The organism is Zhongshania sp. (assembly GCF_041623545.1).
In the GTDB taxonomy this organism is placed as follows: Bacteria; Pseudomonadota; Gammaproteobacteria; order Pseudomonadales; family Spongiibacteraceae; genus Spongiibacter.
In genome coordinates this window covers 1-16,127 of the sequence record NZ_JBFJWS010000047.1, presented here as the reverse complement: position 1 = coordinate 16,127, position 16,127 = coordinate 1, and the positions used below count along the sequence as shown (strand labels likewise).

The 16,127-nt window shown below is 52.5% G+C and carries 16 protein-coding genes; 11 read left to right on the top strand and 5 right to left on the bottom strand.

Annotation, left to right across the window (positions count from 1 at the left end; all coding sequences use genetic code 11):
- Positions 1 to 183: 183 nt before the first annotated feature.
- Positions 184 to 1,485, bottom strand: coding sequence for a tyrosine--tRNA ligase (gene tyrS, locus ABYT30_RS07375; RefSeq protein ID WP_373095799.1), 1,302 nt, complete (start codon positions 1,483 to 1,485; stop codon positions 184 to 186).
- A gap of 276 nt (positions 1,486 to 1,761) precedes the next feature.
- Here tyrS and ABYT30_RS07370 point away from each other — a divergent pair, with 276 nt between their 5' ends.
- Both ABYT30_RS07370 and ABYT30_RS07365 read left to right on the top strand, forming a co-directional pair.
- On the top strand, positions 1,762 to 3,072 hold the full coding sequence (locus ABYT30_RS07370) for a peptidoglycan DD-metalloendopeptidase family protein (RefSeq protein WP_373080204.1): 1,311 nt from the start codon (positions 1,762 to 1,764) through the stop codon (positions 3,070 to 3,072).
- On the top strand, positions 3,072 to 4,193 hold the full coding sequence (locus tag ABYT30_RS07365) for an anhydro-N-acetylmuramic acid kinase (RefSeq protein ID WP_373080207.1): 1,122 nt from the start codon (positions 3,072 to 3,074) through the stop codon (positions 4,191 to 4,193). The genes ABYT30_RS07370 and ABYT30_RS07365 overlap by 1 nt, the downstream gene beginning before the upstream one ends.
- A 25-nt stretch (positions 4,194 to 4,218) precedes the next feature.
- Here the strand turns inward: ABYT30_RS07365 and erpA are convergent, their stop codons facing one another.
- A complete protein-coding gene (erpA, locus tag ABYT30_RS07360; protein ID WP_373080210.1) occupies positions 4,219 to 4,572 on the bottom strand; it encodes an iron-sulfur cluster insertion protein ErpA in 354 nt (117 codons plus the stop codon).
- A 124-nt stretch (positions 4,573 to 4,696) separates the two neighbouring features.
- Positions 4,697 to 5,737: an N-acetyl-gamma-glutamyl-phosphate reductase gene (gene argC, locus ABYT30_RS07355; RefSeq protein ID WP_373080212.1), complete on the bottom strand. Its 1,041-nt coding sequence runs from the start codon at positions 5,735 to 5,737 to the stop codon at positions 4,697 to 4,699.
- 148 nt (positions 5,738 to 5,885) lie between these two features.
- On the opposite strand from argC, the gene ABYT30_RS07350 reads away from it, so the two are divergent.
- The 6 genes from ABYT30_RS07350 to ABYT30_RS07325 all read left to right on the top strand — a co-directional run bounded on the left by ABYT30_RS07350 (position 5,886) and on the right by ABYT30_RS07325 (position 12,099).
- Entirely contained in the window at positions 5,886 to 7,622 is a 1,737-nt protein-coding gene (locus ABYT30_RS07350) for a chloride channel protein (protein WP_373095797.1), read from the top strand.
- A gap of 16 nt (positions 7,623 to 7,638) precedes the next feature.
- Complete coding sequence (hemJ, locus tag ABYT30_RS07345; protein WP_373095795.1) at positions 7,639 to 8,058, top strand: protoporphyrinogen oxidase HemJ; 420 nt, start codon at positions 7,639 to 7,641, stop codon at positions 8,056 to 8,058.
- Positions 8,059 to 8,131: 73 nt separating this feature from the next.
- Entirely contained in the window at positions 8,132 to 9,415 is a 1,284-nt protein-coding gene (hemL, locus tag ABYT30_RS07340; protein WP_373095793.1) for a glutamate-1-semialdehyde 2,1-aminomutase, read from the top strand.
- A 9-nt stretch (positions 9,416 to 9,424) separates the two neighbouring features.
- Positions 9,425 to 10,435, top strand: a complete 1,011-nt coding sequence (gene hemB / locus ABYT30_RS07335) for a porphobilinogen synthase (RefSeq protein WP_373095791.1) — start codon at positions 9,425 to 9,427, stop codon at positions 10,433 to 10,435.
- A gap of 87 nt (positions 10,436 to 10,522) precedes the next feature.
- On the top strand, positions 10,523 to 11,260 hold the full coding sequence (locus ABYT30_RS07330; protein WP_373095789.1) for a TIGR04219 family outer membrane beta-barrel protein: 738 nt from the start codon (positions 10,523 to 10,525) through the stop codon (positions 11,258 to 11,260).
- 137 nt (positions 11,261 to 11,397) lie between these two features.
- Entirely contained in the window at positions 11,398 to 12,099 is a 702-nt protein-coding gene (locus ABYT30_RS07325; RefSeq protein WP_373080228.1) for a hypothetical protein, read from the top strand.
- Here the strand turns inward: ABYT30_RS07325 and ABYT30_RS07320 are convergent.
- Positions 12,096 to 12,692 (bottom strand): CoA pyrophosphatase, encoded by a 597-nt coding sequence (locus tag ABYT30_RS07320; protein WP_373080231.1) that lies wholly within the window; start codon positions 12,690 to 12,692, stop codon positions 12,096 to 12,098. The genes ABYT30_RS07325 and ABYT30_RS07320 overlap by 4 nt on opposite strands.
- Positions 12,693 to 12,824: 132 nt before the next feature.
- Between ABYT30_RS07320 and ABYT30_RS07315 the strand changes: the two genes are divergently transcribed.
- Positions 12,825 to 13,268 carry a group III truncated hemoglobin gene (locus ABYT30_RS07315; RefSeq protein ID WP_373095788.1) on the top strand — a complete coding sequence of 148 codons (444 nt, stop codon included), beginning with the start codon at positions 12,825 to 12,827 and terminating at the stop codon, positions 13,266 to 13,268.
- Here ABYT30_RS07315 and ABYT30_RS07310 read toward each other — a convergent pair.
- Positions 13,259 to 14,419 (bottom strand): pyridoxal phosphate-dependent aminotransferase, encoded by a 1,161-nt coding sequence (locus tag ABYT30_RS07310; protein WP_373095786.1) that lies wholly within the window; start codon positions 14,417 to 14,419, stop codon positions 13,259 to 13,261. The two genes, ABYT30_RS07315 and ABYT30_RS07310, sit on opposite strands and share 10 nt — an antisense overlap.
- A gap of 218 nt (positions 14,420 to 14,637) precedes the next feature.
- Here ABYT30_RS07310 and dksA point away from each other — a divergent pair, with 218 nt between their 5' ends.
- Both dksA and gluQRS read left to right on the top strand, forming a co-directional pair.
- Positions 14,638 to 15,075 (top strand): RNA polymerase-binding protein DksA, encoded by a 438-nt coding sequence (dksA, locus tag ABYT30_RS07305; protein WP_373080237.1) that lies wholly within the window; start codon positions 14,638 to 14,640, stop codon positions 15,073 to 15,075.
- Positions 15,076 to 15,110: 35 nt separating this feature from the next.
- On the top strand, positions 15,111 to 16,013 hold the full coding sequence (gluQRS, locus tag ABYT30_RS07300; protein WP_373095784.1) for a tRNA glutamyl-Q(34) synthetase GluQRS: 903 nt from the start codon (positions 15,111 to 15,113) through the stop codon (positions 16,011 to 16,013).
- Positions 16,014 to 16,127: the final 114 nt, after the last annotated feature.

Genomic DNA, 16,127 nt, shown 5'->3' with positions numbered 1-16,127 from the left:
CAACTGCTTATCTAAATCGCGTCCCGCACCTCGGTGAAGTCCGCCTCAGCAGTTGAGGAGGCGCATTATAGACACGCTAGCTTGGGAGTCAACACACTTCTGAAATGATTTTAAAATAGTTTTAAAGCCGTACATTTTACGAACGATCTGATTAAATATCACGCAGCTAACGACATAAACCGCCTATTTAAAGACCAGCATCTGGTATTTCTTTTTACCTAGCTTGATAACATAGTACTTATCAAACAGCGCATTAGATGCCGCAAAGACAGATTCCGCCGCCATATTGTCAGCCAAACCGACCGCAACACCATTTACTTGCACCGCATTGCGCCCCAAAGCGTCTTTTATTTGCTTACCCGCACCCATGCCGATGTCAGCCAACAACTGAGTAAGCGGTCGACCGGCAAGCTCCGCCCGATCCAAAAGCGCCGTAGGCAAACCATCTAACTGCAGCTGAGCAAGATCACTTGCCGATAATTCCGCCAAATCGCCAGAAAATAACGCCTCGGTAATTCGCTGCGCACCAGCCAACTCTTCATCACCATGAATGAGACTCGTCATCTCCTCAGCAAGAATTCGTTGCGCGCCAGGGCGCCCCGCCTCTTTGTCTGCCTGCTCAATCGCTTCGATCTCAGCCAGCGACAAAAAGGTAAAGTAACGAAGGAATTTATACACATCGGCGTCAGCCGTACCCAACCAAAACTGGTAAAAAGCATAAGGCGATGTTTTATCCGCATCTAGCCAAACCGTACCGGACTCTGTTTTACCAAACTTCGTACCGTCAGACTTGGTGACCAGCGGCATAGTCAAACCATGAACAGCAACACCGTGCTGACGACGAGTGAGATCCACCCCCGCAATAATATTGCCCCACTGATCCGAACCACCTAACTGCAGAGTGCAGCCATTGCGCTTATACAGTTCGGAGAAATCCATACCCTGCAATAAAGAGTAGCTGAACTCGGTAAAGGAGATTCCCGAACCTTCTCTATTTAGACGCTGCTTAACCGACTCTTTAGCAATCATATTATTAATGGTGAAGTGCTTACCCACATCGCGCAAAAACTCCAGCGCCGACATTTCGCCAAACCAATCGAGGTTGTTAGCCACTTCGGCGGCATTCTCGCCACAATCAAAATCGATAAAACGCGACACCTGCCCCTTAAGGCGATCCGCCCAATTGGCAACGATATCCGGCGTATTTAGCTGGCGCTCTTGAGCCTTAAAGCTTGGATCCCCAATCAACCCCGTAGCGCCGCCCACCAAAGCGATTGGCTTATGACCTGCTTGTTGAAAACGCCGCAGCGCCAACAAGGGAACTAAATGGCCTATATGCAGACTATCGGCAGTTGGATCAAACCCACAGTAGAGCGTACGCATTTCACTCGACAAGTATTCTGACAAACCGTTTTCACCTGTCATTTGCGCCACCAAACCGCGAGCCTCTAATTCAGTGAGCAATTCTGCATTTACCGCTGTCATACCGTCGACCTTCATAATAAAGAATACGCACAACACCGCCGGTTACGGCGCCTGCAATGCCTAGAAACTGATTGAGAAGGCGGCAAGATACAACAACCATACCGAAATGCAAACCGAGAAAAGCTGACAGGCACTCAGCCACAAGCTAGAATCTACATTAACTTTCGGTTAATACGACGTTTAGCAAACCTGTACATTTGTTATACTGAGCAAAAAATCACCAGCAAGGTATGAAGTAGCGAAACTATGCAGAACTGGACTCCAAAACGACATGCTATGCGCAAGCAACCCGCAGGCAAGTTTCCACGTCGCCACCTTGCACTAGCGGCATCGACCCTCATTGCCCTTGGCTTAGCACTGCTATTATTGCCCGGTGAAAACGCCGAAGCCAAACGCACCGCAATCCCTCTTGACCTAGAGCTAACACCAAGCCGCACCAGAGTGGCCGCGCCCGAAGAAGCTCCAGCCATTGCAGAGCCGGCATGGAAGGAAATTCCAGTAAAAAACGGCGACTCCCTCTCGGCAATTTTCGCGCGCGCGAACCTCACTCCCCAAGACTTGCACGAGCTATTGACCAGTTCAGCAAAAGCCAAAGAACTGAATAGAATTCGCCCCGGCCAGTCTCTGTCATTTAAAATTGGCGACAATGGCCAACTCGACGCCATGAGCTTCCAAGTTGATAAGTTAAACAGCTTGGTATTTGAGCGCGGCGTGACCGGCTTCACGACCACGAAAATGACGGAAACTCCTGAAATTCGCCAGCGGGTTGCCAGCGCTACCATTACCTCCTCTTTGTATAAAGCCGCGCAAGATGCCGGGGTAAGCCAAGGCATTATCATGGAGCTGGCCAATATATTTGGTGGCGTACTCGATTTTGTCTATGACGTCCGCAAAGATGACTACTTTATTGTTATATATGAAGAGCTTTATTTGAACGGGGAGCTACTGAGCAGCGGCCAAATTCTCGCCGCCCAGTATTTTAATCGCGGAAAATCCTTTGAAGCCTACCGCTATATCAACAAACAGGGTGAAGTAGACTATTTCTCTGAAGCTGGCGAAAGCATGCGCAAAGCCTTTTTACGCGCACCACTAGACTTCACCCGTATCAGCTCTGGCTTTAACCCAAAACGCCTGCACCCCGTATTCAAAACTGTTCGCCCACATCGAGGGGTTGATTACGCGGCACCTCGAGGCACCCCCGTTTACGCTGCCGGTGATGGTCGCGTCGCTGATGCCGGCTACTCGAAGGCCAATGGTAACTATGTGTTTATCAAACACGGCGAAGCCTACATGACTAAATATCTACACCTGCACAAGCGCGCAGTCTCTAAAGGCAATCGCGTTCGGCAGAGGGAAACCATAGGCTGGGTTGGCTCCACCGGTTACGCAACGGGACCACACCTACACTATGAATTTCTGCTCAATGGCGTGCATCGCAACCCAGCAACTATCGTCAAGCAGCTGCCTGCACCGAAAAAAGTCGCCGCTGGCGCCATGCCTGAATTCAAAGCGCAAATCGCTGGCATGCAACTGCAACTAAGAACCTATGCGGCGCAACGTAGCTACACCGGCACTGATGCAGGCTAATGGCTAAACACTACTATATTGGCTTAATGTCTGGCACCAGCTTAGACGCCGTCGACGCTGCACTTATAAGCATCGCCGACAATAATATCCAATTAGTGCAGAACCACTCAGCGACCTTGCCAGCACCACTTAAAGCAAAAATACTCACGCTTTGTGGTGGCACGACCGCGGAGATCGAAATACTGGGCCAAGTCGACCGTGAATTGGGTAAACTATTTGCCCACGCTGCACTAGATCTATGCCAAGCAGCCAAAATCAAGCCCGAAGAAATTCTAGCAATTGGCTCCCATGGCCAAACCGTGCGCCACCGACCACCCGATAGCCAGCGCGCAGCCGACATTGCATTTACCCTGCAAATTGGCGACCCAAACACCATTGCCGAAATCACTGGCATCACCACCGTCGCCGACTTCCGCCGCAGAGATATTGCCGCCGGCGGCCAAGGGGCTCCACTGGTACCCGCCTTCCATGCCGCAGCCTTTGGCAGCCCAGAGCATGAACGCGTAATTGTGAATATCGGCGGCATGGCGAACATCAGCCTGCTAAAGACCGACGGTGAGATACTCGGCTTTGACACCGGCCCCGGCAACGTCCTGATGGACAGCTGGATTATGCACTGCCATGGCAAAGCCTTTGACCACAATGGCGAATGGGCAGGAAGCGGCAGGGTAGATCCAGCACTGTTAAACACCCTACTAAAAGATCCCTACTACTCAATACGCGGCCCAAAAAGTACAGGCCGAGAGCAGTTTAACTTGACTCAACTATTAGCCACTCTGGAATCACTACCAAGTACTCCAGCGGCGGATGTTCAGGCGACTTTACTGGAGCTGACTGCCAGTAGTATTTGTGACGCCATCAACCAGAGTAGCGACGGGCGAACTGAAGTTTTTATCTGCGGAGGGGGTAGCAGCAATCGCACCCTGACATCGCGCATTCAAGCTTTACTGCCAAACCAGAAGGTGGCTACCACTGAGGAGCTGGGCATCCACCCAGACTGGGTAGAAGCCGCGGCCTTTGCATGGCTAGCGAAGCAAAGGCTTGAGAGTTTATCCGGTAACGTTCCCGCCGCAACGGGAGCAAAAGGCTTGAGAGTCTTAGGAGCAGTTTTCCCCGGCTAATTAATGCCAAGAAACAATAGCGCAATTAAACCGAGAACGACGAACCACAACCGCAGGTAGTGCTCGCATTGGGATTACTGACCACAAAGCGAGAGCCTTCAAGCCCTTCCGTATAGTCAAGCTGGGCACCGTCGATATACTGGTAGCTCAGCGGATCTACAAGGACAACAACACCGTCCTTCTCAACCAAGGTATCGTCTTCTTCAGCAAGCTCGTCAAAGGTGAAGCCGTACTGAAACCCAGAACAGCCACCACCAGTGACAAACACTCGCAATTTCAGCTCATCATTGGCCTCTTCAGCCACCAAATTTTTAACCTTCGCCACCGCCCGGTCCGTCAAGGTCAGCACCGTAGGGGTAAATTGTTCAACTGCAGACATAGTCCACCTCACAAACCAACGACGCCGCTTGGCGCCGTAAATAGGGTGATTATCCAATTCCCGACTAAATCAGTCAAGAATTAACCGCCACTGTCTTTCTATAGGGTATTCCCCAAGACACTCACTACGGCAGTAGCGCCAAGCCCTGCAACCCCATCGTTTCTGGCAAGCCGAACATTATATTCATGTTCTGAATCGCCTGGCCCGAGGCACCCTTAACCAGGTTATCGATTGCCGACAACACCACGAGAGTATCCCTGTTCTGCGGGCGATATAAAGCTATACGGCACATATTACTGCCCCGCACAGTGCGGGTCTGGGGCGTGCTGCCCAGCGGCATAACGTCGACAAAAGGCTCATCCGCATAACGCTTTTCAAACAGGAACTGGACTTCGTCTAAGGTCACTGCGGGATCCAGCATTTCAGCATACATCGTCGCGTGAATACCCCGCACTTGAGGCAACAGATGTGGCGTGAACGTCAAACCCACCGGACCATTCGCAGCGAGCGCAAGCTCCTGCTCAATCTCTGGCAAGTGCCGATGCCCGCCAACACCATAAGCCTTAAAGCTTTCTGACAACTCGGTAAATAAATTGTCGATCTTGGCTTGGCGGCCAGCACCACTCACCCCGGATGCTGCACTAACAATCAAGCGACTAGGATCAACCAGTTTTTCTTCAAGTAAAGGGATCAACCCCAATTGCACCGCCGTTGGATAACAACCAGGACAGGCAATTAACTTGGCGTTACGGATCTTTTCAGCGTTGCGCTCGGGTAAGCCATAGACTGCGGTGGCCAAAACATCGGGGCAAACGTGCTTTTCGTGATACCACTTAGACCACAAATCGGCGTCAGTGATGCGGAAATCTGCCGACAAATCGATAATGCGAGTTCCCGCCGCCAGTAATTCCGGCACCATATTCATGGCAACATTGTGGGGCGTCGCGAAAAACACCACATCGCACGTCGCGAGCAACTTCACATCCGGCGTCGAGAAACGCAGATCCATTGCCCCGCGCAAACTAGGAAACAACTCATCAACAGCAACACCGTCTTCTGCACGCGAAGTAATCATAACCACTTCGGCCTCGGCATGAGTCGACAATAAGCGCAGCAATTCCACACCGGTATAACCCGTACCACCTACAATCCCAACCTTTAACACGCGCTATCCCCCGCCATACTTGTGGAAAATATAAATTCACTTCGGAACGCCATTATACCTATGGCGTCAGGACCTCTATAATACTTGATTTGTAGGACACACGCGAAACCGATATGCCTCACACTCCCATCGATCAAATTCGCCGAACATGCTGAATAAAGGCATCGTCAATTTTCGGCGCCGGCTCGCCAGCCCCGATGCCGCGCTACCCTACGCCATCCTCGGTCTCGCCGCCGGCGCGATTACCGCCGTTTTCATGATTATCTTTCGACTGATGCTGGAGTGGCCATTAGAAGCTTGGCTCCCAGGCCAATCTGCCGAGAATTTCGAAGGCCTCCCCCGCCATTGGTACTTCATATTACCGGTCAGCGGAGCCCTACTACTCGGTTTACTAATGACCTTCGTCGCCCCAGCCCACCGCTTTACAGGTATCCCCCACGTTATCGCCGCGCTACATAATGGCCGCGGACGCCTGCCATTTAAAAATATTATCGTTCAGTTTGTCGGTGGATTGATCGCGCTGCTCACTGGCCAATCTGGCGGCCGCGAGGGGCCTGCAGTGCACATTGGCGCAGGTGCAAGCAGCCAAGCTGGCGCGCAACTTAAATTACCCAACAACAGCCTCCGAGTAATGACCGCCTGCGGTACCGCAGCCGCTATTGCCGCCTCCTTCAATACCCCCATCGCCGGCGTAATATTTGCGATGGAAGTTGTGATGATGGAATACACTGTCGCCGGTTTCATTCCAGTCATTCTCGCAGCCGTAACAGCAACAACCTTGTCGCAAGCCGTGTTTGGGGCCGTGGTATTTCTGCCCTCCAGCCAAGTTACGATGACCTCCCTGCTTGAACTACCTTTTATTGCATTACTTGGCTGCGCGGCGGGCTTCCTCTCCAGTATTTTTGTGCTGACCCAACAACAATGCTTGCGGTTAATAAATCGCCCAATCTTACTGAGACTTGGCCTTGCAGGACTGTTCACCGGATTATGCGCACTGCTGGCCCCAGAAATACTGGGCATTGGTTACGACAGCCTGCAGGCGACCCTGGTCGGCGAATACAGTTTGCAAATTTTACTGCTACTAATGGCGCTCAAACTCGCCGCTACAGCAGTATCTTGCGGTCTCGGCATGCCTATTGGCATCATTGGCCCAAGCCTGCTGGTCGGGGCCTTTGCCGGCGGCGCCATAGGGGGCATCGGCGCCCAGCTTTTCCCAAACTTGGCTGCGGAGCACAGTTTTTATGTGCTCATGGGTATGGCTGCCGTCATGGGCGCCATTCTCAACGCCCCGTTAGCGGCATTATTGGCCATTATTGAGCTCACTCACAATCTCAACATTATTTTCCCAGCGATGCTGGCCGTCATTGCGGCACATTTAATACACAAAGAATTATTTGGCCTACAGTCGGCCCACCAAACCACGCTCCTCGCCATGCAGCAGGCAGTACGATCCAACCCGCTGACACTGGCCCTACTGCGCACCAGCGCCGCCGCGTTAATGGACAGAAACCTTCGTCACGTTAGTCAGCACCTAACGGCAGCAGAGCAGGAAAAGCTACTCGACGCGCCGGTTCGCTGGCTGGTTATTACCAACGCCGAGGAGCAACGTATCATCGTTCACCGTGAACACTGGTTTCCACTTATCAGCACAACGAAGCTCGACGAAGCGCAGACCGTCGACTTGCTTGCCGCGCTGGAGCATCGCCGGCGCGCGGCCATTTTTGAGATTAACGGTACGCTAATGGAGGCACTGGAAACCATGAACAAAGAAGGTCTAGACAGCCTTTTTGTGTACAACACCTACCAGCGCCAAGGGCCACCTGACGAAGGTATTATTACTCGAGAAGGCTTATCCGATTATTACAACCTACCCATTCGATTCTAAAACTTAGGTTCTTTTTATGCTCTGGCTAAAAGCACTCCACATCATTGCTCTTATCTGCTGGTTTGCCGGTATTTTTTACCTGCCCAGATTATTTGTTTACCACGCCATGAGTGAAGACCAAGCGACTCGCGACCAGTTCAAAATCATGGAGCGTAAGCTCTATCGCTTTGTCACTCCCTTTGCCATTTTAACCGTGGTCTTTGGCGTACTTATGATTTATCAGCAGCCCAACTATTATCTCCAAGCCGGCTGGCTGCAGTTAAAACTGGTGTTTGTTGTCGGGCTAATCGCCTACCACCTGTATTGCGGTCACCTTGTTAAAGTCTTTGCCAGCGACCAAAATCAGCGCCGACATGTTTTTTATCGATGGTTTAACGAAGCACCGGTATTCGCCTTGTTTGCCATTGTGCTACTCGCCGTGCTGAAACCCTTTTAAGCCAGCGCTCGGCGCGGGATAATAACCCGCCGATATCGCCGAATTTCATTTATTCATTACAAGAAGCCTTTTTATGAGCAGCTCAGAACAGTTATTTGAAGTCGCACGCCAATTTATCCCTGGCGGTGTTAACAGCCCGGTTCGCGCCTTTAAAGCCGTCGGTGGTATCCCGCGATTTATCGATCACGCCAAAGGCCCTTATTTATTTGACGTCGACGGCAAAAAATACATTGATTACGTATTGTCATGGGGGCCGATGCTGCTCGGCCACGCCCACCCCGAAATCATTGCTCGGGTGACGGAGCAACTACAAAAGGGTCTGAGTTTTGGCGCCCCCACCGAAATCGAAACCCAACTCGCCGCCAAACTCTGCGGCATCATGCCCGGCATGGACATGGTGCGCATGGTGAACTCCGGCACCGAAGCGACCATGAGCGCCATTCGCTTAGCCCGGGGCTACACCGGCCGCGACAAAATCATTAAATTTGAAGGCTGCTATCACGGCCACTCAGATTCCCTGCTCATTAAAGCAGGCTCTGGCGCGCTTGCCATGGGCGTACCCAGCTCACCCGGTGTGCCCGCCTCACTCGCCGAGCACACCATCACCCTCACCTACAACGACATTGAGGGCGTACAAGCGGCCTTCAAAGAATTTGGTGAGCAAATTGCCTGCGTCATCGTAGAACCAGTTGCCGGCAACATGAACTGTGTGCCGCCGATTCCCGGCTTTTTAGAATGCCTGCGCGAATGCTGCGACCACAGTGGCAGCGTATTTATTATTGACGAAGTAATGACCGGCTTCCGCCTTGGTCTGCAAGGCGCTCAAGGCTATTACGGCGTCACCGCTGACATCACCTGTCTCGGTAAAGTCATTGGCGGCGGCATGCCCGTCGCTGCCTTTGGCGGCAAACGCGAGATCATGAGTCATATCGCACCCAGCGGGCCGGTGTATCAGGCGGGAACCTTATCTGGCAACCCTATCGCCATGGCCGCAGGCCTGTGTATGTTAGAACACATCGAACAAGCAGGCTTCTACGAGCCACTGTTCAAGCAAACTGACAAATTAGTTGCCGGCCTTCGCGAGCGCGCGGCAGCGGCAGGCATTCCCATGACCAGCAATCACGTCGGCACCATGTTCGGCGTGTTTTTTACCGACGCTGAAAAAGTCACCAATTATCAACAGGTCATGGCCTGCGATATAGAGCGCTTTAATCGCTTCTTCCACGGCATGCTCGACGGCGGTGTTTATCTCGCACCAGCGTCCTACGAAGCCGGCTTTTTATCTGCCGCCCACAGCGACCAAGATATCGCCGACACATTAGATATAGCAGAACGCGTTTTCGCCAACTTAAACTGAGAGCCAGCTATGAGTAAGTCCCTCCACCGCGGCGCCTTCCCCGCCACTCGCATGCGACGCCTGCGCGCCAATGATTTCTCGCGCCGTTTAATGCGCGAAAACCAGCTGACTGTGAGCGATCTGATCTACCCCATGTTTGTTTGCGAAGGCAGCAGTGAGCGCCAAGCAGTTGGCTCCATGCCCGGCATTGAGCGCCTGAGCATTGATCTACTCGCCGCCGAAGCCAAGCAACTATCTGCGCTAGGCATTCCCGCAATTGCCTTATTTCCAGTCGTCGGTACAGACAAAAAATCCCTATTCGCCGAAGAAGCGTACAACCCCGACGGGCTCGCCCAACGTGCGATCAAAGCCATTAAGGATGCCGCTCCAGAGCTTGGCATTATCACTGACGTTGCCCTCGACCCCTACACCACCCACGGTCAAGACGGCATCATTGATGCCAGTGGCTATGTGCTCAATGACCGCACTGTAGAAACCCTGTGCAAGCAGGCTGAGGCGCAAGCCAATGCTGGCGCCGATATTGTTGCACCGTCGGATATGATGGACGGCCGAATCGGCGCCATTCGTCATACACTAGAGACCAATGGCCACATCAATACCTGTATTCTCAGCTATGCAGCCAAATACGCTTCCGCCTATTATGGGCCCTTCCGTGACGCCGTCGGATCAGCAGGCAATCTCGGTAGTGGCAATAAATACAACTACCAGATGGACCCCGCCAATAGCGACGAAGCCCTGCACGAATGCGCGCTGGATTTAGCCGAAGGCGCCGACATGATTATGGTTAAACCCGGCATGCCCTACCTCGACATTATTCGCCGAGTCAAAGACGAGTTAGCCGTGCCGACCTACGCCTACCAAGTCAGTGGCGAGTACGCCATGCATTGCGCGGCATTTCAAAATGGCTGGCTCGATAAAAATACAGTCATGGCCGAATCGCTACTCGCCTTTAAACGGGCTGGCGCTGACGGAATTCTGACCTACTTCGCCAAAGACATGGCATTATTGCTGAACAACTAGTATTTACCCTGTCACGCGCAGGGATTATGGTTAAAGCAATACCGTGCAATAAATAATCAAAAAAGCCAATTACCAAGGGGATTGAATATGCAAAAACGACTGATCGCACTGGCCATACTTGCCGCCAGCGCCTCTGTAAGCAGCCAAGCCGACATCATCGGCGCCACGGCAGGCGCGTATATGTGGAAACAGAGCTGGGAAGGTGATGTTAAAGCTGGCTCCGACGGCATCGACATGAATGACGACCTAGGCTACGACGATGAAACCGGCAAAAGCTTCTACGTCGCCCTCGAGCACCCTGTGCCCGTGTTACCCAATATACGCCTGCAAAGCACGGATCTCGACATTAGTGAAAAGGGTACTCTCACGAAGTCGTATACCTTTGACGGAAAAGTTTATGCCCAATCTGAAGAAGTCGATTCCACCACCGATTTAAGTCACATCGACGGCACCTTTTACTATGAAATTCTCGACAACTGGGTAAACCTCGACGTCGGTTTGACCGTGCGTATGTTCGACGGCGAAGTCAGCATCAAAGGCACTAGCGGCGAAGGCGCTATCGAGATCGACGCGCCGCTGCCAATGGCTTACGTGAACGCTCGCTTTGAACTACCACTGACCGGTTTATACGCCTCGGCACTGGGCAATGTCATTGCCTACGGTGACAACAAAGTCACCGACATGACCTTAGCCCTAGGCTATGAGCTTGGCATTGTGGGTCTAGAGCTGGGCTACCGCAATTTCGACGTACAACTTGAAGACGATAACGAAGAAGCCAACGTGACTGTTGACGGTTACTTCCTTGGCGTTGTGATCGACATCTAAAACCGGCCGAGCACAACGACAAAGGGTGTAGCACTAGCTGCACCCTTTTTTATTGAGAGTATTAAAATACTGTTGCGAGCCATATATTATTGGCCGCAGATTTAACGAAATAAACTCGAAAACACTGGGAAAAGTCATTGAAGATCGCGTTCATTATTTTCGGCCTGCTCTTCAGCGCGACCACCCTCGCCTGTGAATGTATTTGGCAAGGCCCATTTAAATCCGTTTATCCCGATGCCGACCTTGTTGTCTTCGGCGAAGTTGACCGCACACAGGGCAACGGCTTTGATTTAAGCATTAAAGAAATAATGCAAGGTAGTGAGTACCGCGAGCAAATTCGCATTTGGGGTAAAAAAGACAATTTATGCCGCCCCGAGGCCAAGGAATTCCCCCCAGGCAGCCAATGGATTATGGCTCTACAACGCATCGACAACCCACCAGAGGACGCCTTCAATCCTTTCAAAGCCAATATCAGCTTTGGTCGCCAAGATGATTTCAGCTTATCTAGCTGCGGCGTTTATTGGCTACCGGTCAAAGAGGAGCGAGTTTCCGGCAACATCCTCGACGGCTCCCGCTGGCAATACCTTGACCCCAAGAAAACCCCCGTTATTCTTGCGGTATTCCAGGCGTGGATCAAAAACATCCTCCCCGACGCGGCCCTCGCCGAGGCCGCAAAGCCCCAAACCCAAGCGCGCAAACTGCTGAACGAAACAAAGATTTTCTTATGGGAAGACCAGCGTAACGAGCTACTAGAGTCCGATACCGAAGACGACGAACTCAAGCCGACACGCCCAAATCTCAAGCCCTCCAACGATAGCGATGCAGCCTCACCCGATTAGATCAGGCCTAACAGCTCATCGAGCATACCTAGAGACATCCCCCAAATAAGCCGAGGCCCGTAATTATAACAGGGCAAGGTCATTTTGAGACGGCCACGCCGTTGCACGGTGGTTACTCGATTTTGCTTATCCATCAAAAACCGCATTGGCACCCACACTGCCTCGGCGACCTCGTGATTAGGCTCAATACTGACAGCGGTATGCAGCCTAAACACGTACGGTGTTACCACCATGGGCTGACGACCAGAGTGTGGCCGCGTCACAATATCCGAAAGACGGCCAATACAGTGACCGGCCTTCTCGAGATAAATACCCGTCTCCTCTTCAGTCTCGCGAATCGCAGTCCGCAGGCCCGTCACATCCTGGCGATCCATTCTGCCGCCGGGAAAAGCCATATGCCCAGACCAGGGATCGCCTTCGCGATCAGCGCGTTTAATCATAAGCACTTCGATATGATCGTCTAGCTCACGTAAAATCAGCGCTACCGCCGAGCGTTTTACCCAACGCCGCCACCAGCGCTGGCGCGGCTTAAACGCATCTAAACGCGCGATAATTTGTTGCAGAGCAAGCGCTTCTTCGCTTGTTTTTTTCAATGCCCACCCCTTTGATTGCGCTACACAGACGTCAGTAAATACTGATAAACGGCCTCGCGTCCAAGCCATGCTAAGATTGTTAAGCCTTTATGATAACCCAAGATGAGCTGCGCTTCGCATATCTGGACGACTATGAACCACGACAGCAAACACGACATCCGCGGCCGTCCAGATATAGAAACGCTGCTGAGGCACTTCTACCAGCAGGTTCTCAACGACGATATTATTGGTTTTTACTTTACCGATATTATGCGTTTTTCCCTCGACCAACATTTGCCGAGAGTCACCGATTTTTGGGTGCAGCAATTGCTCTCTGAGCGCATTTATCACGGCGAATTATTTAAGCGCCACCAAGAGATCCACCACCGCGCAATAATAAGCCAGCATCACTTTCACCGCTGGCTGTATTTGCTCGACACAAGCATCGACGCGCTGTTCCGCGGCCCACGCTGCGACGCCATGAAGCAGCGAGCCAAGGTCATTGCCCAGTCAATGGCTACCGCCCTCGCCGATCGCTCGGATAGCACTTCAGGCGACCCAGGCGTGCGGCGCTATAAACCTACCCCTCAACCGTAAAGCTTGCGTAACCGCGCCACGCCTTCGGCTAAGCGTTCCATCCCAGTGGTATAAGCAAAGCGTACATGCTCGTCGGCCCGATAGCGGCCGAAGTCTTCACCAGGCGTAATCGCAATGCCATGATCCTCCAGCAGTGAACGGCAAAATTCAGGACTACTCATTTTAAATCGCTTAATCCCAGCGTAAAGATAGAGTGCGCCATCGGGACAATGGGGGATTTCAAAGCCTAGATTACGTAGCTCCGGCAATAAATAATCCCGGCGCTGGGCAAATTCATCTCGGCGCGCATTAAGAATAAGCCGTGTCTCGGGCGCAAAGGCCGCCAGCGCAGCATGCTGCGCCATAGTCGACATCGAGATAAACAGATTCTGCGCCAGCTTTTCCAACTCCGGCACCGCATCTGCGGGCGCAACCAGCCACCCCAAACGCCAACCTGTCATACCAAAGTACTTAGAGAAACTATTGATCACAAAGGCCTGATCAGTAATCGACAAGATACTCGGCGCGTCCACCCCGTAATTTAAGCCGTGGTAGATCTCGTCTACAATTAAGTATCCGTCTTTGCGTTCACACAGGGCATGTAAATCTCGCAATTGCGGGGCCGTGAGAATTTCACCGCTAGGGTTCGCTGGCGAGGCCACCATAACCCCCTTGGTATTTGCCTGCCAGTGCTGCTCTGCTTTTTCAGCGCTGAGCTGAAAGCGGTCCTCTGGCCCCACCGGCACCAACTGCCCCTCGCCTTCAACTAAACGTAAAAAATGGCGATTACAGGGGTAGCCAGGATCCGTCATCAACATACCGTCACCGGGGTTAATAAGCAGGCCAGCTAACAGCAACAGCGCCCCCGACGCACCAGGAGTGATCATAATTCGTTCAGGCGCGATATCTAAACCGTGATCCTGCTTATAGTATCTTGCAATAGCCTCCCGCAATGCGGGGATACCCGCCGCCGGGGTATAGCTTGTCTCACCGCGATCAAGCGAGGCCTTTGCCGCCTGGATAATAGGCTCGGCGCTACTAAAGTCCGGCTCCCCGGCTTCCATATGAATAATATCTCGCCCAGCCGCGGCCAGGGCTTTGGCGCGGGTTAGCACCTCCACTACTCGAAAAGGCTCAATATCGGCTAAACGACGCGCAAAGGATTTACTCACCTATACTATTCCTATTATCCAAAAACAGGAGTGTAACGTTATCCATAGTGGCTTAACATCATCACAACAAGGTACTGAAATGCTCAGATCATTCATTAATGCGTAATTTCGTGTGGCGCAGCAGAGTCATATCTGGTAGTTTTGCCGATTTGGCGGCACAGCGTCGCCGCGCATGTCCGCGGTTTGCGGTTAACGGCTTGTAAAAAAGAGGGCCAACCATGCCTGCACAACAGAGCACACCTGAGAATTTAAAGACCTTCGTCCCCTATGTAGAGAAAAAGGGCGAAGAGTATATGAACGATAAGCAGAAGGAACACTTCCGCCAAATCCTGCTGAACTGGAAAGCAGAATTAATGGAGGAGGTTGACCGTACTGTGAGTCACATGAAAGACGAAGCAGCCAATTTCCCAGACCCGGCTGATCGCGCCACACAGGAAGAAGAGTTTAGCCTTGAGCTTCGCACCCGTGACCGCGAGCGCAAATTGATCAAGAAGATCGACTCGACCATCAATTTAATTGATGAAGACGACTACGGCTACTGCACTACCTGCGGCGTCGACATCGGCATTAAGCGCTTAGAAGCGCGGCCGACAGCGACACTATGCATAGACTGCAAAACCCTAGACGAAATCAAAGAACGCCAGGAACGCGGCTAAACCTGTCGGGCGGTCAGCCGCCCGCAACGCCCTAAATGCCTTCGCCCAACAGCGCCTATACGGGCCGATTTGCCCCATCCCCCAGCGGGCCACTGCATATCGGCTCCCTTGTGACCGCCTTGGCCAGCTATTTAGATGCTCGCGCCAATCAAGGCCAATGGCTGCTGCGCATGGAGGATATTGATCCGCCACGCGAACAAGCCAGCGCAGCCCAGCAAATTATTAACAGCCTAATCAAGCATGGCCTGCAGTGGGATGGCGATGTTTTTTGGCAAAGCCAAGCCAGCGCCACCTACGATTTTTATCTGCAGCAACTGCTTGACCAAAATTTAGCGTATTGGTGCGCCTGCTCTCGCCGCCAACTCGCGCAAACTAAAGGCCTGCACACGGGTCAATGCCCGCACCCCGGCACACCCAGTAACGCAGCCCTCCGCCTGCGCATACCAGATGAAAGCGTAAACTTTACCGATCAAATCCAAGGTCACCAAACGCGCATCCAAACCGATATCGGCGATCCCGTACTAAAGCGGAAAGACGGGCTCTATGCTTACCAGCTTGCCGTCGTCGTCGATGATGCCAGACAAGGCGTCACCGACATCGTGCGCGGCGTCGACTTACTTGACGCCAGCGCCTGGCAAATCCACCTCCAACAGGCGCTAGGTTTTCCGTCGGTGCGCTATTGTCATATTCCGGTCATCGTTGGCGCAGACGGCCATAAGCTCAGCAAACAAAGTTTTGCCCCAGCATTAGATGATAGCCACGCTATCGACAACCTGCGCTTGGCCCTAAGGTATTTGCAGCAAACCAGCGCCCCGGATACGATTACCGAGATCCAGGCCTTACTCCGGTGGGCAATTGCACACTGGCGCCCCCAAGATATTCCCGCCAGCCGATACATTAACGAGCTATCACCAGACGCCCTACATCATCACCGATGATCGAGCTTCCTTTGCAGTTTCAGCGTGCGTCCAGTAACATCATGGCGACAGTGATTACGTCTCGGTCGCCATGCAAATTCAACCCCCCCTGCTTTTATTAGCCATATTTGCTTT